The 17,319-nt window shown below is 71.0% G+C and carries 22 protein-coding genes; 9 read left to right on the forward strand and 13 right to left on the reverse strand.

What is annotated here, in order from left to right; translation table 11 throughout:
- The 5 genes from V1227_RS13070 to V1227_RS13090 form a co-directional block, all read right to left on the reverse strand.
- A complete protein-coding gene (locus V1227_RS13070; RefSeq protein WP_329792776.1) occupies positions 1-690 on the reverse strand; it encodes a toll/interleukin-1 receptor domain-containing protein in 690 nt (229 codons plus the stop codon).
- Entirely contained in the window at positions 687-2,240 is a 1,554-nt protein-coding gene (locus tag V1227_RS13075; protein WP_329794016.1) for an amidohydrolase, read from the reverse strand. Before V1227_RS13075 ends, V1227_RS13070 begins: the two co-directional genes overlap by 4 nt.
- Positions 2,233-3,243, reverse strand: a complete 1,011-nt coding sequence (locus tag V1227_RS13080; RefSeq protein ID WP_329792777.1) for an L-erythro-3,5-diaminohexanoate dehydrogenase — start codon at positions 3,241-3,243, stop codon at positions 2,233-2,235. The genes V1227_RS13075 and V1227_RS13080 overlap by 8 nt, the downstream gene beginning before the upstream one ends.
- A 70-nt stretch (positions 3,244-3,313) precedes the next feature.
- The gene (locus V1227_RS13085; protein WP_329792778.1) at positions 3,314-4,822 is read right to left on the reverse strand and encodes an alpha-amylase family protein; all 1,509 of its coding nucleotides are present in this window, start codon (positions 4,820-4,822) and stop codon (positions 3,314-3,316) included.
- The gene (locus V1227_RS13090) at positions 4,819-5,778 is read right to left on the reverse strand and encodes a TIGR03885 family FMN-dependent LLM class oxidoreductase (protein ID WP_236224670.1); all 960 of its coding nucleotides are present in this window, start codon (positions 5,776-5,778) and stop codon (positions 4,819-4,821) included. Before V1227_RS13090 ends, V1227_RS13085 begins: the two co-directional genes overlap by 4 nt.
- Before the next feature lie 100 nt (positions 5,779-5,878).
- Between V1227_RS13090 and V1227_RS13095 the strand changes: the two genes are divergently transcribed.
- Complete coding sequence (locus tag V1227_RS13095) at positions 5,879-6,274, forward strand: SsgA family sporulation/cell division regulator (protein WP_329792779.1); 396 nt, start codon at positions 5,879-5,881, stop codon at positions 6,272-6,274.
- A 4-nt stretch (positions 6,275-6,278) separates the two neighbouring features.
- Here V1227_RS13095 and V1227_RS13100 read toward each other — a convergent pair whose 3' ends face one another.
- On the reverse strand, positions 6,279-6,839 hold the full coding sequence (locus tag V1227_RS13100) for a GNAT family N-acetyltransferase (RefSeq protein WP_329792780.1): 561 nt from the start codon (positions 6,837-6,839) through the stop codon (positions 6,279-6,281).
- Positions 6,836-7,300 carry an FxsA family protein gene (locus V1227_RS13105; RefSeq protein WP_329792781.1) on the reverse strand — a complete coding sequence of 155 codons (465 nt, stop codon included), beginning with the start codon at positions 7,298-7,300 and terminating at the stop codon, positions 6,836-6,838. The genes V1227_RS13100 and V1227_RS13105 overlap by 4 nt, the downstream gene beginning before the upstream one ends.
- 130 nt (positions 7,301-7,430) lie before the next feature.
- On the opposite strand from V1227_RS13105, the gene V1227_RS13110 reads away from it, so the two are divergent.
- Positions 7,431-8,819 carry a KamA family radical SAM protein gene (locus tag V1227_RS13110; RefSeq protein ID WP_329792782.1) on the forward strand — a complete coding sequence of 463 codons (1,389 nt, stop codon included), beginning with the start codon at positions 7,431-7,433 and terminating at the stop codon, positions 8,817-8,819.
- A 97-nt stretch (positions 8,820-8,916) separates the two neighbouring features.
- Here the strand turns inward: V1227_RS13110 and V1227_RS13115 are convergent, their stop codons facing one another.
- Positions 8,917-9,759, reverse strand: a complete 843-nt coding sequence (locus V1227_RS13115; RefSeq protein ID WP_329792783.1) for a cytochrome c biogenesis CcdA family protein — start codon at positions 9,757-9,759, stop codon at positions 8,917-8,919.
- Entirely contained in the window at positions 9,756-10,316 is a 561-nt protein-coding gene (locus V1227_RS13120; protein WP_329792784.1) for a protein disulfide oxidoreductase, read from the reverse strand. The genes V1227_RS13115 and V1227_RS13120 overlap by 4 nt, the downstream gene beginning before the upstream one ends.
- A 155-nt stretch (positions 10,317-10,471) precedes the next feature.
- Here V1227_RS13120 and V1227_RS13125 point away from each other — a divergent pair, with 155 nt between their 5' ends.
- The 6 genes from V1227_RS13125 (at position 10,472) to V1227_RS13150 (ending at position 14,235) form a co-directional block, all read left to right on the forward strand.
- Positions 10,472-10,843, forward strand: coding sequence for an STAS domain-containing protein (locus tag V1227_RS13125; protein WP_329792785.1), 372 nt, complete (start codon positions 10,472-10,474; stop codon positions 10,841-10,843).
- 199 nt (positions 10,844-11,042) lie between these two features.
- Positions 11,043-11,483: a hypothetical protein gene (locus V1227_RS13130; RefSeq protein ID WP_329792786.1), complete on the forward strand. Its 441-nt coding sequence runs from the start codon at positions 11,043-11,045 to the stop codon at positions 11,481-11,483.
- Positions 11,480-12,697, forward strand: coding sequence for a PPE domain-containing protein (locus V1227_RS13135; RefSeq protein WP_329792787.1), 1,218 nt, complete (start codon positions 11,480-11,482; stop codon positions 12,695-12,697). The genes V1227_RS13130 and V1227_RS13135 overlap by 4 nt, the downstream gene beginning before the upstream one ends.
- Positions 12,694-12,966, forward strand: a complete 273-nt coding sequence (locus V1227_RS13140) for a hypothetical protein (RefSeq protein ID WP_329792788.1) — start codon at positions 12,694-12,696, stop codon at positions 12,964-12,966. The genes V1227_RS13135 and V1227_RS13140 overlap by 4 nt, the downstream gene beginning before the upstream one ends.
- A complete protein-coding gene (locus V1227_RS13145) occupies positions 12,959-13,630 on the forward strand; it encodes a hypothetical protein (protein WP_329792789.1) in 672 nt (223 codons plus the stop codon). Before V1227_RS13140 ends, V1227_RS13145 begins: the two co-directional genes overlap by 8 nt.
- Positions 13,627-14,235, forward strand: a complete 609-nt coding sequence (locus tag V1227_RS13150; protein ID WP_329792790.1) for a hypothetical protein — start codon at positions 13,627-13,629, stop codon at positions 14,233-14,235. Before V1227_RS13145 ends, V1227_RS13150 begins: the two co-directional genes overlap by 4 nt.
- On the opposite strand, the gene V1227_RS13155 is transcribed toward V1227_RS13150, so the two are convergent.
- Positions 14,150-14,920 carry an AraC family transcriptional regulator gene (locus tag V1227_RS13155; protein ID WP_329792791.1) on the reverse strand — a complete coding sequence of 257 codons (771 nt, stop codon included), beginning with the start codon at positions 14,918-14,920 and terminating at the stop codon, positions 14,150-14,152. The two genes, V1227_RS13150 and V1227_RS13155, sit on opposite strands and share 86 nt — an antisense overlap.
- Positions 14,921-14,948: 28 nt before the next feature.
- On the opposite strand from V1227_RS13155, the gene V1227_RS13160 reads away from it, so the two are divergent.
- Positions 14,949-15,719 (forward strand): ESX secretion-associated protein EspG, encoded by a 771-nt coding sequence (locus V1227_RS13160; RefSeq protein ID WP_329792792.1) that lies wholly within the window; start codon positions 14,949-14,951, stop codon positions 15,717-15,719.
- Here the strand turns inward: V1227_RS13160 and V1227_RS13165 are convergent.
- Genes V1227_RS13165 through V1227_RS13175 form a run of 3 tightly spaced genes read right to left on the reverse strand, consistent with a single transcriptional unit; the run spans position 15,716 to position 17,318 of the window.
- The gene (locus V1227_RS13165; RefSeq protein ID WP_329792793.1) at positions 15,716-16,024 is read right to left on the reverse strand and encodes a hypothetical protein; all 309 of its coding nucleotides are present in this window, start codon (positions 16,022-16,024) and stop codon (positions 15,716-15,718) included. The two genes, V1227_RS13160 and V1227_RS13165, sit on opposite strands and share 4 nt — an antisense overlap.
- A complete protein-coding gene (locus V1227_RS13170) occupies positions 16,021-16,302 on the reverse strand; it encodes a YbaB/EbfC family DNA-binding protein (RefSeq protein WP_329792794.1) in 282 nt (93 codons plus the stop codon). Before V1227_RS13170 ends, V1227_RS13165 begins: the two co-directional genes overlap by 4 nt.
- A complete protein-coding gene (locus tag V1227_RS13175; protein WP_329792795.1) occupies positions 16,299-17,318 on the reverse strand; it encodes a CHAP domain-containing protein in 1,020 nt (339 codons plus the stop codon). Before V1227_RS13175 ends, V1227_RS13170 begins: the two co-directional genes overlap by 4 nt.
- Between the last annotated feature and the right edge of the window lies 1 nt (position 17,319).

The following is a 17,319-nucleotide window of genomic DNA, read 5'->3' on the forward strand; positions in this document are numbered from 1 at the left end:
TCACTTCCCTTCTGATTCTGCGTCCGGCATTTTGATATCGGCACCCTGTTGCCGGTCCAGGTAGAGGTGCACAGGGCCGCTCTCGATGTGCACGTTCTGCTTACTGCTGTAGCGATCGGCGGCGTGGCTCTCGCGTTGCAGCTCACGAACCGCGACCAAGATCTCGTCCAGCACATCCCGCTCGTCGCGACGCTCCGGCTCGGCCGGTTCCGTCTTCCGGAAGTCAGCCACCTTCACGCTCAGGTTCGGCCATTCGTGCTCGAAGTAGCGGCGAAGCCTGTGCTCAGGCAGCGGCTCCGGAAAGCCGTCATTGATCGCCTTGACGAGTTGGAACACATCATCTTGGTCAGTTGCGTCCACAGCTTGGAACTGGGCCAGCGGTCCCACGACGTCAGCTTTGCGGAGATCGAGCAACAGCGGCACCACTCGCGCTTCGCCAGTGCTCTTGGAGATCGCGCCCGCCTCGAAGTTGATCCACGGCGAGTCCTGGTTTGCCGCAGTCAGCACGACGATGCCGAACTGGGTTCCCTCCAGTTCTTTGCCCAGTTCCGACATGCTGCGGGTGCCCTTGGCGACATCACGCTCGGACATCCACGGTTTCACCGATTGGATCACCAGCTGAAGCCACTCGCTGAGGAACAGCGCGAACTTCTTTGTCTCCGGTTTGCTCCACGAGATGAAGATCTTCATCGGGCCTCCCGCTCGTAGATAGTCCGGCCGTTCAGCACGGTCCGCACGCAGACGGGCGCCGGGCCGGTCAGGTCGGGCAGTCCCGGCACACCCGAGCGCGGGTCGGTCGACCAGCGCTGCACCCGTGCGTCCGAGCCGGCCACGACGAGGTCGCCGGTCTCCCACACGGCGTACGTCGCGGGAGCGCCGGGCTGCAGCGTGCCGGTCAGGCCGTCGTCCACGCCCGCCGCACGCCAGCCGCCGCGGGTGTGCGCGGTGAACGCGGCACGCGGCGACACGCCGAAGCCCTCGGTCTTGTGGTGCACCGCGGCGCGCACGGCAGCCCACGGGTCGATGGCCGTCACCGGGGTGTCCGAGCCGAACGCGAGCACGACGCCCGCGGCCGCGAGACGCGAAAAGGGGTTGAGCCCCACTCCGCGCTCGGCGCCGAGCCGCTGGGCGTACATGCCGGTCGGGCCGCCCCACTCGGCGTCGAAGAGCGGCTGCACGGAGGCGATGACGCCCCACCGGGCCAGCTTCTCCGCCTGCTCGCGGGAGACCATCTCGACGTGTTCGAGGCGGTGGCGGGCGGAGGCCAGCTCCGGGGTGCCGAGCGCCTTCTCGGCGATCTCGAAGCCCTCGACCACCGCCGCCATGGCGGCGTCGCCGATGACGTGGAACCCGGCCTGCACCCCGAGCTCGGCGCATTTGACCAGGTGGTCGGCGATCTGCCGGGCGTCGAGGTAGAGCGCGCCGGACGTGTCCGCGTCGGCGTAGGGCTCGGTCAGCGCCGCCGTGCGCGAGCCCAGCGCGCCGTCGACGAAGTGGTCTCCGGCGAGGCCGCGCACCGCGACTCCCGGCAGGTCGTGGCCACCCCAGTAGGCCACGACCTCCGGTCCCCCGCCGTGGGCGAGGAGCTCGCGCAGGTCGTCCTCGCCGGAGATGTCCGGGCCGGCGCACTCGTGCACCGACGCGATGCCCTTCGACGCGGCGTGGTCGAGGAACGCGCGTTGCGCCGCTTGGCGCTGTTCGGACGTGATGGCTGCCTTGGCCGTGCCGCGCACGTGGTGGTGGGCAGCGCGGGAGAGAGGGCCGTCGGACGAGTAGCCGTCGGCGTTCCGGGCCTCGTCGGTGATCAGGTTCGAGGAGACCAGCGCCGAGTGCACGTCGATGCGCGACAGGTACACGGTCTTGCCCCGCGCGGCCTCGTCGATCTCGGCGCGCGTGGGCGGGCGGTTGTCCGGCCAGCGCGTCTCGTCCCAGCCGTGCCCCCACACGAGGGGCCCCTCGGCGGCGCGGACCGCGTCGAGCAGTTCGTCCACAGAGGACGTCTTGGTCAGGTCGAGGCCGGTCAGCAGCAGGCCGGCGGACGTGGCGTGCACGTGCGCGTCGACGAACGCGGGCGCGACGAACGCGCCGTTCAGCTCGATGACCTCGGCGTCCGGGTGCAGCGCGCGCCCGACCGAGTCCTGTCCGATCCACACGACGACGCCGTCCGTGATGGCCATGGCCGTCGCATCCGGTGCGTAGATGCGGCCGCCGACCAGAAGTTGCGTACTCACGTCACGCAGTCTGCCGTTGCTCGAACAGCGCCCGCACACCCGCCTGCGTCCGGACCAGGTCCAACGCGAACTCGGCGTGACCGGGCACGTAGCCGTTGCCGACGATCATCTCCACGTCCGCCGCGAGACCCTCCGCTCCCAGAGCGGCGGCGCTGAACGAGGTCGCCATCGAGAAGAAGATCACCGTGCCGCCGTCCGCGGTCGCGAGGATGGCGCCGTGCTCGCATCCGGGCACGTCCACGCACACGACCGTGACGTCGACCTGCTTGCCCACGGCCTCGGCGACGGCGACCGGGTTGCGCGCGTCCGCGATCACGACCTCGTCCGCGAGACCGGACTTGCGGACCTGCTCGGCCTCGCGTTCGGTCGGCACGAGGGCGACGAGACGTTGCGCACCGGCCTGACGTGCCGCCGCAAGAGAGAGCGACCCGGACTTACCGCCACCGCCGAGCACCAGCACGGACCCACCGGGGTGCTTGCGCACCACGCGGTCGGTCAGTGCCGGTGCACCGCACACGTCGAGCACGGACAGCGCCAGCTCGTGGGGCATGTCGTCCGGCAGCACGGCCGCGATCGACCGCCCGAACAGCACCGCGGTCCCCCGGCACGGCACCTGCTCGTCCTCGCCGTCCCAGTCCTGCAGCCCGTCGTTGATCCTCAACGGCGTGAGCGTGAGGCTCACCAGCGTCGCGATCCGGTCGCCCGCCCGCAGCCCGAGCGGCGACCGCGGGCCCACCTCGAGCACGGTGCCGAGCAGCATGCCGCCCGATCCGGTGACGGGGTTCTGCATCTTGCCGCGCTCGGCGACGATGTCGAGCACGGCCTGACGCACCTTCGCGCCGCTGCCGTGCTCCTCCCTGAGCTGCCGGAAGGAGGCCGCGTCCAGGTTGAGGCGCTCGACAGCGACGATCACCTCGTCGGCGGCGGGTACGGGGTTCGCGTCGAGCCGCCACGCCTGCTGCGGCAGAACACCGGCAGGCTCCAGGACGCGGTGCAGTCCGTACGCGCTCACGCGAAAATCCTTCGGTCGACGACGCTGTCTCGAAGATATCTTCACGTGAGCCGTCAAGATTGCGCAAGTATCACTCGGTGTTCACGCGGTACCAGCGGCAGTCGTAGGGCGCGAGGTCCACCTTGGCACCGGTCTTCGCCGGCTTGACGGTCTCCCCCGTCATCACGTTCGTGAGCACGCCCTCGGCGGGCACCCGCACCGTGATCTCCTGGTCCGCGAAGTTGTGCACGGCGATCACCGCCTCGCCGTCGCAGTCCGCGCGATGGGCGAACACGGTCGGGTCACCCACGTCGAGCACCTGGACCTCGCCCCACGCCAGCTCGGGGCACTCGCGGTAGCACTCGACGAGCCGCCGCATCCAGTTCAGCAGCGAGTCCTCGTCGTGGCGCTGGCGTCCCGCCTCCTCCCAGTCCATCGGCACGCGCACCGCCAGCCTGCCCTCCAGCGACAGGTCCTCCTCCAGCCCGATCTCCTCGCCGTAGAACAGCACGGGCGTGCCCGGCAGCGTGAACAGCAGGCTGTAGACCATCCGGATGCGGCGCTGGTCGCCGTCGAGCATGCCGGGCAGCCTCCGCCGCAGCCCACGGCCGTAGAGCTGCATCTTCGGGTCGGGGCCGAACGCGTCGAAGACCTCCTGGCGTTCGTCGACGGGCAGCTTGTCCAGCGTCAGCTCGTCGTGGTTGCGGACGAACGTCGCCCAGTGGCCGTCGCGCGGCGGCTTCGGCCGTTCCTGCAGGGCCTTGGTCAGCGGTCCGCACGACCCGCGGGCGAGCGCGAGGTACATCGCCTGCATGCCCACGAAGTCGAAGCACATCGTCAGCTCGTCGCCGACGCCCTGGCCGTAGAACGGCATCGTGTCCTTGTACGGCAGGTTCACCTCGCCCAGCAGCACGCCCTCGCCGTTGCGGCGGTTGAGGAACGCGCGCAGGTCGGTGAGGTAGTCGTGCGGGTCGGGCAGCTCGAGGGCGTCTTTCGCGTCGTTGTGCTCCAGCAGGAACGGCACGGCGTCCACGCGGAAGCCGCTCAGGCCCAGCTCCATCCAGAAGCCCATGATCCTGGCGATCTCGTCGCGCACCTCGGGGTTCGCGACGTTCAGGTCGGGCTGGTGCTTGTAGAAGCGGTGCAGGTAGTACTTCCCGACCTCCTCCGAGTACTCCCAGAGGCTGTTCTCCTTGTCGGGGAACGTGACGCCCTGCGGACCGTCCTCCTGCGGCTCGTCCTCCCAGACGTACCAGTCCCGTTTGGACGGGTCGTGGAACCACGGGTGCTGGTCGGACGTGTGGTTGACGACCAGGTCGGCGATCACGCGCAGGCCCCGGTCGCGGCAGGCGCGCACGAACTCGACGAAGTCGCCGAGCGAGCCCAGCCGCGGGTCGACGTTGTAGAAGTCGGTGATGTCGTAGCCGTCGTCGCGTTCCGCCGTTGGGTAGAACGGCATCAGCCACACACACGTGACGCCCAAGGCGTGCAGGTGGTCAAGGCGTTCCGTGGCGCCGCGGAAACCCTCGTCGGAGAAGGTCTCCACGTCGAGGCAGTAGAGGACGGCGTTCTTCCACCAGACGTCCGAGGTGCGGATCACCGCGTCACCTCCGGCAGCACGTGCTCGCCGAACGCGTCCACGAACGGCAGCAGGTCCTGGCCGACGTGGTGCAGGTAGATCTCCTCGAACCCGAGCGAGGCGTACGTCTGCAGCTGCTCGGCGTGCCACTTCAGGTCCGCAGAGATGTTGACGACCTCCGCGACCTGCTCGGGCGTGACCTTCTCGGAGACGACGTCGAAGTGCTCGGCCAGCTCGAGGTCCCAGCAGACCGGCGGGCGGAAGATGTTGCTGCGCCACTGGTCGTGCGCGATGGCGGACGCGGCGTCGTCGTTCTCGGCCCAGCTCAGGTGCACCTGGAGGTGGAGCTTGCCCCTGCCGCCGGCGTCGCGGTAGGCGTCGGCCACGGTGCGCAGCCGCTCCGGGGACGCGTTGACGGTGATCAGGCCGTCCGCCCACGAGGCGCACCACCGCGCGGTCTCCGGGCTCACCGCGGCACCGATCAGCAGCGGCACCTCGTCGGGCAACGTCCAGAGCTTGGCGCGGTCGACCGTGACCAGGCCGTCGTGGCTGACCTCCTCGCCGGACAGCAGCGCGCGGATGACGTCGACGCACTCGCGCAGGCGTGCCGTGCGGATGTCCTTGCGGGGCCAGCCGTCACCGGTGATGTGCTCGTTGCTCGCCTCGCCGGTGCCGAGCGCGGCCCAGAACCGGCCGGGGTTCATCGCGGCGAGCGTGCCGATCGCCTGGGCGGTGATCGCCGGGTGGTAGCGCTGGCCCGGTGCCGTGACCACGCCGAACGGGAGGTTCGTGGCCTGCAGCGCCGCGCCGAGCCAGGACCAGGCGTACCCGGACTGGCCCTGGCGCGCGCTCCACGGCGAGAAGTGGTCGGAGCACATCGCGGCTCCGAACCCGGCCTCCTCGGCCCTGCGCACGGCGGTGAGCAGGTCGGTGGGGTGTATCTGCTCGTGGGATGCGTGGATGCCGTAGACGGTCATGCGACTTCAGTACCCAAAGAGAACTTTGGGGAAGCTTTGAACCGATCCCCGACGGCGCCCGTGTCGGGTGAGGCACCCTCACCGCGGAGGAGGAACGGCGATGTTCAACGAGACCAGGCTCGGCACCGCCACCGTCGTCGAGTTCATCCGGCCGGACGGCTCGGCCGAGCCCATGGACGTCGACCTCCAGTACCGGTCGGACGATCCGCATGCCGTGACCCTGCGTTTTCACACGAAGGACCAGGAGTCGGTCTGGCTGGTCGGGCGCGCGCTGCTCTCCGAGGGCCTGCTGTCGCCCGCCGGTCTCGGCGACGTGCGGCTGCGTCCCGCCGACGGCGACGTGCTCGTGCTGGAACTGCTCACCGAGGACTCGCACGCGGTCTTCCACCTGTCGGCCGAGGAGCTGCGCCGGTTCCTGAAGTCCACCTACGCCGCCGTGCCCGCCGGGCAGGAGGTCTTCGACTGGGACCTGCTGATGAAGGACCTGCTCGGCTAGGGCCCTAGAGGCGCAGGCCGAGCACGAGCTCGTCCGCGGAGTCGATCACGCGGAAACCGAGGTGCTCCCAGAAGCCGATCGCGTGTATGTTGTAGTGCCGCACGTGCACATGCACGCCCTTCTCCAGGCGTTCGAGGACGCTCCGAACGAGCGCGCCACCGAGCCCCCGGCCCTGCGCACGCGGCAGCAAGTTCGCGTGCATGTGCGCCGGGTAGGCGCGCACCATGATCGGATCGACCCGCGCCGGCCGGTGGACCAGCTGCACGACCCGGTTCGCGTTCGGCCTCAGCGGATAGCGAACGCGCAGGTCAGGCCACCAGTCGCGGTCGCAGCGGTCTTCGAACGCCTCCGTGTCCGCCGTCGCCAGCGCGTACCCGCAGACGCCGAGGTCGTCCTCCGCCACGAACGCCAGATCAGGCTCGAACGCCACGTACGGCCCGACGTAGGCGTGCCCCAGCAGGCGCGGGTCGTCGAACAGGTGCCGCGCACCCTGGCCACCATCGCCCGTGTCGAGGCAGATGTCGTAGAGCGAGTCCAGGTCGGACGGGTCGTACGCCCGGATCACGTCAGCTCGCGCCGCTCCGTGATGACCACCGGGCCGGCGTCGACGTCGAGCACCTCGCCCTCGACGACCTGACCGGCTCCGAAGCGGCGTTCGTGCTCGAACTTGAGCGCCGCCGCCTCCGCCTTGCGCGCGACCCGCCTGCTCACGAGCTTGCGCGTGGGCGGGAACAGCAGGAACAACGCCACCACGTCGCTGATGAAGCCCGGCACCATGATCAACGCACCGGCCGCCGCGATGAGCACGCCGTCGGCCATCTCCTGGTGCGGCTGCTGGCGCTGGAACACCGACTCGCGGAAGGCGGCCAGCGTCTGCGCGCCCTGCCGGCGCACCAGCGACAGACCGACGAGGGTGCCGAGCAGGAGCAGAGCGATCATCCAGAGCCCGCCGATGGCGTTGCCGACGGCGACCATGACCGCGACCTCGGCGAAGAAGCCGAGCAGCAGCAGCGCGAGAAGGGGCATGCCTGATGAACGCACGAGAGCCGCCGATTGCTCCCGACCCCACCTCCACCAGGCCTTGATCTGAAATATTTACGGCAAGCTGGCGGTGTGACAGGATATCTTTACGCGACCTCGACGCTGAGGAGTACGGATGACCGCGCTGCACGACGCCCCCACGGCGCTGGAGCGGCTGGACCGCCAGCCGTACACGTATGTCCGCCGTGAGCTGGTCGAACCGGACTGGCGACGCTTCCCCGGCTGGTCACACGTGACCGAAGCGCAGTGGCGCGACGCCCAGTGGCAGCGCGTGAACTGCGTGAAGAACGTGAAGCAGCTCCGCAAGGTCGCGGGCGACCTGCTGACCGAGAAGTTCTACGACGACCTCGCCGCGGACCAGTCGGCGTTCGCCACGATGTCGATGCTGATCCCGCCGCAGATGTTCAACACGATGGCGGTCGACGCGGACCTGAACCCCGACGCCTTCACCGAGGCGTTCCTGAACGACCCGGTGCGCCGCTACATGCTCCCGGTCGCCTCCGACCGCGACCCGAGCTGGCCGTCGCACCCGCACTCCCAGCGCGACTCGCTGCACGAGGCGGAGATGTGGGTCGTCGAAGGCCTGACCCACCGCTACCCCACCAAGGTCCTCGCCGAGATGGTGTCGACCTGTCCCCAGTACTGCGGCCACTGCACCCGCATGGACCTGGTCGGCAACTCCACGCCGTTGATCGACAAGCACAAGCTCTCGCTCAAGCCGGTCGACCGCCAGGACCAGATGATCGAGTACCTGAAGAAGACCCCGGGCGTCCGCGACGTCGTGGTCTCCGGCGGCGACGTGGCCAACGTCCCGTGGCCGCAGCTCGAGTCGTTCCTGATGCGCCTGCTCGACATCGAGACGGTCCGCGACGTCCGCCTGGCCACCAAGGCCCTGGCCGGTTTGCCGCAACACTGGCTGCAGCCCCGCGTCGTCGAGGGCCTGGAGCGCGTGGCCCGCACCGCCTCACGCCGTGGCGTGAACCTCGCGATCCACACGCACGTGAACCACGCCCAGTCCGTGACGCCTCTCGTCGCCGAGGCCGCTCGTACCGCGCTTGAGGTGGGCGTGCGGGACGTGCGCAACCAGGGCGTCCTGATGAAGGGCGTCAACGCCACCTCCGACGACCTGCTGGACCTCTGCTTCGCGCTGCAGGGGGAAGCGAACATCCTGCCGTACTACTTCTACATGTGCGACATGATCCCCAACGCCGAGCACTGGCGGGTGGCGGTGTGGGAGGCGCAGGAGCTGCAGCACGCGATCATGGGCTACCTGCCCGGGTATGCGACTCCTCGCATCGTGTGCGACGTGCCGTACGTCGGGAAGCGGTGGGTGCACCAGCTCGCGGAGTACGACCGGGAGCTCGGGATCTCCTACTGGACCAAGAACTACCGGACCGGGATCGAGCTCGAGGACCCGGAGGCGCTCGACCGCCGCTACCCCTACTACGACCCGATCTCCACGCTCGGCGAGGCCGGTCAGAAGTGGTGGACCGAGCAGGCCTGATGGACGCGATGGGGCCGTTTCCGGGACATCTTCCCGGAGGCGGCCCCATCGGCATTTCCAGCTCAGCCGTCAGCGCCCCGGTCCAGGGCACCGCTGATCACCGAGTCCGCACGCGCCGCCGGACCAGCAGCACCCCGCCCACCACGAGCAGCACCAGCACGACGACGAACGGCACCGGCCCGATCGCGGTGAACCACTCCACCAGCAGCCCCTGGAGCCGTCCCGCCGCGTCGACCACCGGGTCGGACGGGTCCGCGTCGCCGAAGAACAGCCGCAGCTCGTAGACGCCGTAGTACGCCACGTACAGGCCGACGAGCACCAGGAGCGCGCCGCCGAGCCGGGACGCGTGCGGCAGCAGGGAGCGGGCCCGCCGGGTCATCACGTCGCTGGCCAGCGCGGTGCCGATCGCGAGGACCGTCACCACCAGACCCATGCCCAGCGCGTAGGCGAGGAACGCCGTGACGCCCTCCAGCAGGTCGCCGCCGCGCAGCGTCGAGCCGGCGACGGCCAGGAACGGGCCGATGGTGCACGACAGCGACGCGATCGCGTACGCCACGCCGTAGCCGAACATCGAGCCCACGTGCCGGTTCGGCGCTCCCCTGCTCGGTTTCGGGATCAGCAGCGTGATCTCCCGGCCCATCAGCAGGAGTGCTCCCACCACGACGAGCGCCAGGCCGATCGCCACCGTCACGAACGGCAGGTAGCGCTGCACCGACGAGGCGACCACGGAGAACGCCAGGCCGAACAGGCCGAAGACGGTGACGAACCCGAGGGTCATCATCGTGCTGGAGACCACGGCCCTGGTCAGCAACCGGGCGCGGGACTGCTCGCTCGCGCCGGTCACGACCAGCGCCAGGTAGGCGGGCAGCATCGCGAACCCGCACGGGTTGACCGTGGCGACCATCCCGGCCACCACGGCCACCAGCAGCGTCTGCGTCATGCGATCGTGCTCAGCCGCTGCTTCAGGTCCTCTTCGGACAGTTGGCTCGTCACGACGTCGACCTTGCCGTCCGCGCCGACGAAGGCGTAGGCGGGCTGGGCGGTCACGCCGAAGCGCTTCCACACCGCGCTGTCCTCGTCCGCGACGTGCTGGAACGACTGCAAGCCGTACTTCTGCACGAACTGCTGCATCGCCGGGACCTTGTCGAGCGCGGCGACGCCCAGGAACGTGACCTTGCCGGCGTGTTCCTCCGCGGCGGCGGCCATGCCGGGTGCCTCGCGCTGGCACTTCGGGCACCACGGCGCCCAGAACCACAGGACGACCGGTTTCCCTGCCAGGTCCGCGCCGTTCAGCTCTTTGCCGTCAACGGTCTTGGCGGTGAACTTCAGCTGGTCGGGCACCGCGGGAGTGCTGCTCGCCGGCGCGGCGGCGCTCGTGCGGGAGGTGGTCTGCGGTGTGGTGGGGGCCGGTTGCGGCGCACCCGCCGGAGCGCCCCCGCACGCCGCCAGCGCGGCGAGCAGAGCGAGTGACCCGGCCATGACTCTGAGTACCGACATGAGCAAAATCCTGCCGTATGACCGGTTCGCAAGTTGTTACGAACCTCTGACGGCGCATTCACCGGTGCAGGACTGTATGCTGCATACGTGAGCGGTTGAAACGCCAGCTGCCCTCTTCCCGAGAGCCACTTCATCAGGGCCAGGAGAGTGCCGCCATGCTGGACAGTTCACTTTCACCGCTGCTCGTGCAGCAGGAAATGCACGGTCTTTCGGTCGTCCTGCACATCGCCGGCGAGCTGGACCAGGTCACGGCCCCCGCGCTGCGCGCCGAGCTGCAGACCGCCCTCGCCGCGGCGACACCACCCCATTCGCTCGTGGTCGACCTGGCAGAGGTCGAGTTCTTCGGTTCCGCCGGTCTCAACGCGCTGCTGGAACTGCGGCGCGAGACGGTCGCGAAGGGCGTTCAGCTGCGGGTCGCGGCAGCGCACAAGACCGTGCTGCGCCCGCTCGGGATGACCGGCGTCGACCGGGTGCTGGGGCTGTACCCGGACGTCGAGCAGGCGCTGGCCGCCGACTCGCACGTCTGACCTGCCGCGAAGCACCGCCGCCGTGGGCGGTCGATCGGACTCGCATGCGGCAGTTCCACCTCGGTAGCCATTGGGCCTGCCCTTGCCCAGGGGCGCAACGTTCGTGCCGATCCGTGCATCGGGGACTGGATCTCGCGACCACGCGCGGTCAGTATGTTCCGCTGAGCCGTCGAAACACGAACAAGGGGAGTGTGCGCCCGTGGTCAGGGTGGACAGCGTGGACGAGGCCGAGCGCTTGAGGAAATCGCTCCGGGACGAGGGGGTCCTGGAGGTCGTCGGGCCGGTGTCCGGTATCGGCCTGGTGGGCATTCCCACGACGGGCGCGGACAGCATCGAGATCGACCCCGGCGACTTCGACCGGGCGATCCGGCTGCTGCACCAGCGCCGCGACGAACTGGCGGGCCACCTGGCGGGCAGCGCCGTGCTGGCCACGCCGCTGCCGGACGGCAAGGGGCCGGTCGCGGTGCAGATGCGCAAGGCGTTCGGGTTGCGGGCCAGGGACGCCGAAGGTGGTGTCCGGGCCGCGTTGACGTCGTACGTGCGGCAGCTCGACCTGGTGATCGACGCGCTGGAGACCGTGAAGAAGACGCACGTGGCCGTGGACGAGAACGCCGCCGCGACGTTCAAGAGGCAGCCATGAGCAGGCGGGACAGGGGCTACTACTCCGAGGAGCACAAGCCGTCCGCGCGGCAGATCCGGCGCGAGAAGCGGCTTCGGGCGCAGCGTCGCAGGAACCTGCTCGAGGACGCGTTCGACTCCGGGACCATCCGCTGGGAGGCGTACACGCACCAGCAGATGTGGGACATGGTGCACGCGGCTGACGTGCCGGGGATGTCCGTGCGCAGCGCGCAGTGGCAGGAGCTGGCACCCCGGCTGCGCGACACGTCCCGGTCGGTGCAGAACATCGTCGACAAGCTCACGTCGTCCTGGCGCGGGCCGTCGGCGGAGCTGGCGGCCCAGGCGGCCTCGGCGCTGACGTCGTGGGGCGAGACGGTCGGCGACTCCTCCGAACGTGTGGCGCGCGGGCTCGAGACCTACACCACGGTGCTGCAGGAGACGAAGCGGCGGATGCCGGAGCCCGTGCACTACTGGGCCGAGCGGCACTTCCGGGAGGGCTACGACGTCAAGGTCGTCGACGGCCCGCAGGGCGCGAACCTGCTCGACCAGCTGATCGACGACCACATGCCGTCCAAGACCGAGGCGCGCAACGCCAAGGCGGAAGCGGTGGCCGTCATGCAGGTCTACGAGAGCGAGAGCAGGAACACCCGCAGCACTCTGCCGATGTTCGACACGGCACCGGAGGTCGCGCGGCCACCGGCACCCGTCTCGCCGCCCGTCACCCCACCGCCCGTCACCTTGCCGCCCGAGCCCACGCCGGTGGTGACGCCGCGGCCACCGGAGCCGGTGCCGGTGCCGGACATCCGCCCGCCGGCGAACGACGACAGCACGACGGTCGCCGCGTTCGGCCCCACCGGGGCTCCGCACGGCACCGGGGTTCCGCACGGCACCGGGGTTCCGCACGGCACGACGGCGTTCGGCGCACCGGCCGGCGGCGTGCACGGCACGACGACGGGGATGCCGGGAGGGTTCGCGTCGGGATCACCGGCCGGTACCGGACCCGGGGTGCCGGGCGGCGCCACCGGGGTGCTGGGCCGCCAGGCCGGGAGCGGCGCCGTGGCGGGCCTGGGCGGCCGCGGTTCCGCGGCCGTGCCCGGGGCGGGTGGCTACGGCATGATGCCGCCGGCGGCCGGGGCCAACGGCGACGAGGACCGGCAGCACACCAACCGGTACGCGGAGCCGATGGACTTCCTGGACGACATCCCGCCGGGTGCGCCGCCCGTGCTGGGCGGATGAACGACGGGTACGTCGTCGACGTCGCCGCCGTCCACGTGACGGCGCGGCGGCTGGACGACGCGGGCGACGCGGTGACCGAGGTGGTAGGGGCGCTCGGACTCGGATCAGGCGGCGACCTGGGACCGGGCGTCACCGAGGCCGTGGACGAGCTGATGCGGTCGTGGGAGGACAGGATGGCCGCGCTCCGCACCGCTCTCGCGGACACCGCCACCGAGCTCCGGTCGGCCGGGGCGGCCTACCGCGACGCCGACGAGCTGCGCCATGACTGAGTACCGCGGCCTCGGCTTCGACCCGGTGCCGGGCGACGCGGGAGCCGTCGCCTCGGCGGGTGAGCGGTGCCGGCACGCGGTCGAGGCCCCGGCACCACCGGCCGGGTGGGAAGGGGCCGCGGCCGAGGCGTTCGCGGCGCGACTGGCCGGGATGCGCGACGACCTGGAGACCGCGCGGCGCACCCTGGGTGCGGCCGCCGACGTGCTGGACGAGTGGGCGGGGACGGTGCTGGCGAACCAGCGCAGGGCGGAAGATCTCGACAGACGCGCGCGCGAGCTGCGGCGTGCGATCGACGATGCGGACAACGACGTGGTCCTCGCGTCCTTCCGCGGCGGTCCGGCGCACGAGGCCGCCTCGGGACGGCTGGAGGGGCTGCGCCGCGAGCTGGACGGCGTGCTGGCGGCCGCACGGGACCTCGAAGCCGACCACCACAGCGCCGCACGGCGGGTCGCGGAGCGGTTGCGCCGCCTCGTCACGGGCGGCGTCGAAGCGGCCGGAGACGTGCCGAGCCGCGAGGAGCTGTTCGGCGGTGTCGTGCGCGCGTTGAACTCCTACTCGGCGTTGGGCAGTGAACTCGCCGGGATGCTGTTCACGTCACCACGCACCTCCAGCACACCCGGCGGCGGAGCGGCCGCCTTCGTCTCGGCACTCGGTGAGCGGTGAGACTCACGCCGGTACGGGGCGTCATCCCGGTGTCCACGAGCTCGGCCGAGGCGACGTCCGCCGAGTTGTTGTCCCTCCTGCAGCGGTTGCGCGGGCCCGACCGGGCGCGCGACCCCGGCCTGGAGATCGCGGCCGCGCAGGCCGCCGAACTGGCCCAGCGGCACGACGCCGGTGTCGTGGCGGTCGTCGAGCACCACGACGCCGACCCCGCGGTCCTGGTGGCGGGTCTGGTCGCGGTCGAACGCGTGCTGACACCGGAGGCCGCGCGGGAGCTGTGCTTCCACCTCGCCGACGCAGGTGGCCCCGGCATCACCGACCTCACCAGCGCCGAGACCGCGAACGGCTACCCGGCGGTGATCGTCGAGCGGGTCCCGGCGACCGGTGTCGGGGCGCAGCTGCAGATCGTCGTGCCCGATCCCGCCCGCCCGAGGATCGCCGTGTTCACCCTGCACTCCCCCACCGGACGCGGGTGGCTGGAGCTGGCCGGCATCGCCGGGCGGTTCGTCAACGGCGTGGAGTTCACCTCGGCAGGGCGTGGCGGCGGTACTCCGTCGGCGGCTGCCCCACCAGCGCGCGGAAGGCACGGGAGAAGTGCGTCGCACTGACGAACCCGCAGTCGCGGGAGATCTCGCCGACGCCGCGGTCGGCCTTCGCCGGGTCGGCCAGCAACGCCTTCGCGCGGTCGATGCGCAGCATCTTGATCCGTTCGGCGACGTTCGGCTCGCCCTCGAACACCTGGTACAGGCGGCGCAGGGAGATGTTCAGCGCCCTCGCCACCTCGCCCGGCGTCAGCGACGGGTCGGCGAGGTGCGCGCGGATGTGCTCGAGCGCGGCGCGCCGGTGCCCGGTGGCGATGTCGGCGCGCTCCAGCTCGTCGCGCAACGCGCTGCGCAGCACCATCTCCGCCAGCCCGACGAGGTGGTGCGCCACGCCGACCGGGTCCAGGACGTCCCGGGCGGCGAGCACGTGCCCGACCGCGCTGGAGAACGCGGTGCGCAGGCCTTCGCCGACCTGGACGGGCTGGAACATCAGCCGGCGCAGGTCGGTGAACCCGGTCGACAGCTTGGCCTCGGGCACGGTCAGCACGATCGTGCCGACGGGCAGCACGTGCAGCGAGCAGTCGCCGAACACGTGGGTGTTCTCGGGCACGGAGCGGTGGACCGGGCACCGCATCAGCAACTGGACCGACTGGGGCGTGGACGGCGAGCCGGTCAGGGCGGCCCTGGCCGCCGCGGCACCGGACGCGCGCACGACCAGCACCCCGCTAGCGACCTCCGCGTCCTGGTGCACGCGGACAAGATTAACCACGGGAGTTCCGATGGCACGGCGTTCACCGGCGACCGGCGTGGTCGTCCTGTCCCACCTGGAGTTCGACCTGGTGTGGGAGGACCTCGGCTTCGGTGACCCGCCCCTGGCCCTCGACGTGCCGTCGCACGGCGCCACCGAGGCCGACCGGGACCAGCTGGGCACCGAGGTGTTCGCCTCGCTGGCGAGCGCCGGGCTGATCCGCGACGACGAGGTCGATCCCGAACTCGAGGAGCTGCTCGGGATGCTGCGCCACCACACGACGTCCGTCGACGCGCTGGTGTTCGGCGAGCAGCCCTGGCGGGTGCTCGCCGCGGTGCGGGGCAGCCGCGGCGTGCTCGCCGTGCTCAACACCGAGGAGCTCGCGCTCGAACCCTTCGCGGGGGACGGCCTGGTGCGCGCGGTGGTGAAGGTGCTCGGCGACCGCCCGGCAGGGCCGGGTGACCAGGTGCGGCTGCCGCGGGCGGCCTGCTCGGCGGCGCTGCGGGGGTACGCGGAGAGCGGCTACAGCGGTTTGGAACGGGCGTTGGCCGACGCGGGCGTGCGGGGCAGCGCGATGCGTCCGCTGATCACCATCGCGGAGTCGGGCAGGCTCGGTGCGGGACAGCTGGCCGTGAACGGTGCTCGGGGCCGTTCGCCGGTGCTCGCCTGGTCCGACACGACCGCGGGCCGCTACGTCGTCACGACCGAGGACGTCCGCGGCGAGCAGTGGGTCCGGGTGGTCCCCGCCGACCTGGCCTGGATCACCCGGCGCCTCACCGACCTGGTGGAGGAGTCCTCTTAGGACACCGGGAGCACCACCGGCTCGTCCAGCACGGCCGCGAGCACCTCGGCGCCCGCGGCCAGCGCGGCCTCGGCGGCGCAGGCGGTGAGCCGCTGCAGGCAGGCGGCCAGCGCGACGGGCCTCAGCTCCATCGCGCGCGGGCCGAGCTCGAGCCCGACGAGCTTGCCGTGCAGGTCGACCGTCACCACCACGTCGTCCTCCCGGGCGGAGCGGGTGATCGCGTCCAGCGCGGCGCGCAGGCCGAGCGGTTCGCGTTGTTCGTCCTCGGCCAGTTCCTCTTCGAGCGACCGCGGCTCGTGCGTCATCGGACCATCCAGCTCTCCGGTGTGGTGGACTCGATCTCCTCGGTGAGCTCGGTGTCGACGCGGAGGCCGAGCGTCTCCAGGTGCTCCTCGCCGAGCGTGTGCCGAGCCCTTTCGCCAGCCCGCGCGGTCGCGAGCCGCACCAGGGTGAGGATCTCGTCCGCCAGTGCGGCACGCCCCAGGCGCATCGACCGCTCGGTCAGCGTGATGGCGCGCATCCCGCCGCCCACACCGACCTCGATCGCGATGCCGGTGGCGTGGTGCGCGTGTCCGGTGATCACGGGTGCACTCCTCCGTAGAACTTCGTGCCGCTGAGCTGGTGGGTGTTGCGGCGCACCTGGTCTCCGGAGTTGCCCTCGATCAGCGTGACGGTGTCGCCGTCAACCTTCTCCACGATGCCGATGTGCTTGCTCGTGGAGGGGCTCTGCGGGCCGGTGCCGAACAACAGCACGTCGCCCGGCCGCACGTTGTCCTTCAGGTTGCCGTTGCCGTACGCCTTCCCGTGGCGCTGCCCCCAGCGGTAGACGTCGCCGGTGAAGGGCAGGACCGGGATGTCCACACCGGCCCTGCGCCACATCGCCGTGGCGAACGACGAGCACCAGAAGGTCGTCGGCCCGTACGGGTTCCGGTTGCTGCCGGGCGGGCTCTCCCGCGTGCCGATCTCACCGCGGGCGGCGGACACGATCTTGCCGGCCTTCGCACCGGACGGCTTGGTGACGCCCCCGCCGCGCCGTGCGGCGCGAGGATCGGCGATCCCGTCGGTCTCGATCTCCTTCTCGAGTGCCTTCAGCTGCCGCTTGGCCTCGTCGAGCTCGGCCTTGACCTGCCGCACGTTGCGCACGGACTCCCGCGTGTAGCGCGGCTCCAGGTCCGCCGCGGCGGCGACGGCCTTCATCAGCGCGGCCTGCGATCCGCTCGCGACCCCCGCGTCGAGCAGCGCGGCGGCCTTGGTGACGTACTCGTCGACCAGGCGCTGGGCGGCCGTGTGCCCGGTGACCAGCGCGCTGCTCGCCCCGGCCACCACCTTCTCGGCCTGGGCGCTGACGGACGCGGTCATCCGGATCTGCCGGACGAGCCGGTCGGAGCGCCGTTCGAACTGCTCCGAGTTCGCACCCTCCCAGTGGCCGAGCGCGTTCCCGGTGGCCTTGCGCACGGCGTCCTGCTGGTCGTCCAGCGCGTTGCCCGCCCGGTGCAACGCGAACTGCACGCGCAGCGCGTCGTCGGCCTTGCCCGCCAACGCGTTGCGGTGCCCGATCATCCTGCCGGCGAACTCGCGCGCGACCGCTCGGGTGTCCACG

Origin of the sequence: Lentzea sp. DG1S-22, from assembly GCF_036321065.1 — a bacterium.
Classification (GTDB): Bacteria; Actinomycetota; Actinomycetes; order Mycobacteriales; family Pseudonocardiaceae; genus Lentzea; species Lentzea jiangxiensis.

Bases quoted from the DNA above. Each gene is read 5' to 3' on its own strand.
- V1227_RS13070 (WP_329792776.1), bottom strand. From the start codon at position 690: ATGAAGATCTTCATCTCGTGGAGCAAACCGGAGACAAAGAAGTTCGCG.
- V1227_RS13090 (WP_236224670.1), bottom strand. From the start codon at position 5,778: ATGACCGTCTACGGCATCCACGCATCCCACGAGCAGATACACCCCACC.
- V1227_RS13095 (WP_329792779.1), top strand. From the start codon at position 5,879: ATGTTCAACGAGACCAGGCTCGGCACCGCCACCGTCGTCGAGTTCATC.
- V1227_RS13105 (WP_329792781.1), bottom strand. From the start codon at position 7,300: ATGCCCCTTCTCGCGCTGCTGCTGCTCGGCTTCTTCGCCGAGGTCGCG.
- V1227_RS13110 (WP_329792782.1), top strand. From the start codon at position 7,431: ATGACCGCGCTGCACGACGCCCCCACGGCGCTGGAGCGGCTGGACCGC.
- V1227_RS13115 (WP_329792783.1), bottom strand. From the start codon at position 9,759: ATGACGCAGACGCTGCTGGTGGCCGTGGTGGCCGGGATGGTCGCCACG.
- V1227_RS13120 (WP_329792784.1), bottom strand. From the start codon at position 10,316: ATGTCGGTACTCAGAGTCATGGCCGGGTCACTCGCTCTGCTCGCCGCG.
- V1227_RS13125 (WP_329792785.1), top strand. From the start codon at position 10,472: ATGCTGGACAGTTCACTTTCACCGCTGCTCGTGCAGCAGGAAATGCAC.
- V1227_RS13135 (WP_329792787.1), top strand. From the start codon at position 11,480: ATGAGCAGGCGGGACAGGGGCTACTACTCCGAGGAGCACAAGCCGTCC.
- V1227_RS13140 (WP_329792788.1), top strand. From the start codon at position 12,694: ATGAACGACGGGTACGTCGTCGACGTCGCCGCCGTCCACGTGACGGCG.
- V1227_RS13145 (WP_329792789.1), top strand. From the start codon at position 12,959: ATGACTGAGTACCGCGGCCTCGGCTTCGACCCGGTGCCGGGCGACGCG.
- V1227_RS13160 (WP_329792792.1), top strand. From the start codon at position 14,949: ATGGCACGGCGTTCACCGGCGACCGGCGTGGTCGTCCTGTCCCACCTG.
- V1227_RS13165 (WP_329792793.1), bottom strand. From the start codon at position 16,024: ATGACGCACGAGCCGCGGTCGCTCGAAGAGGAACTGGCCGAGGACGAA.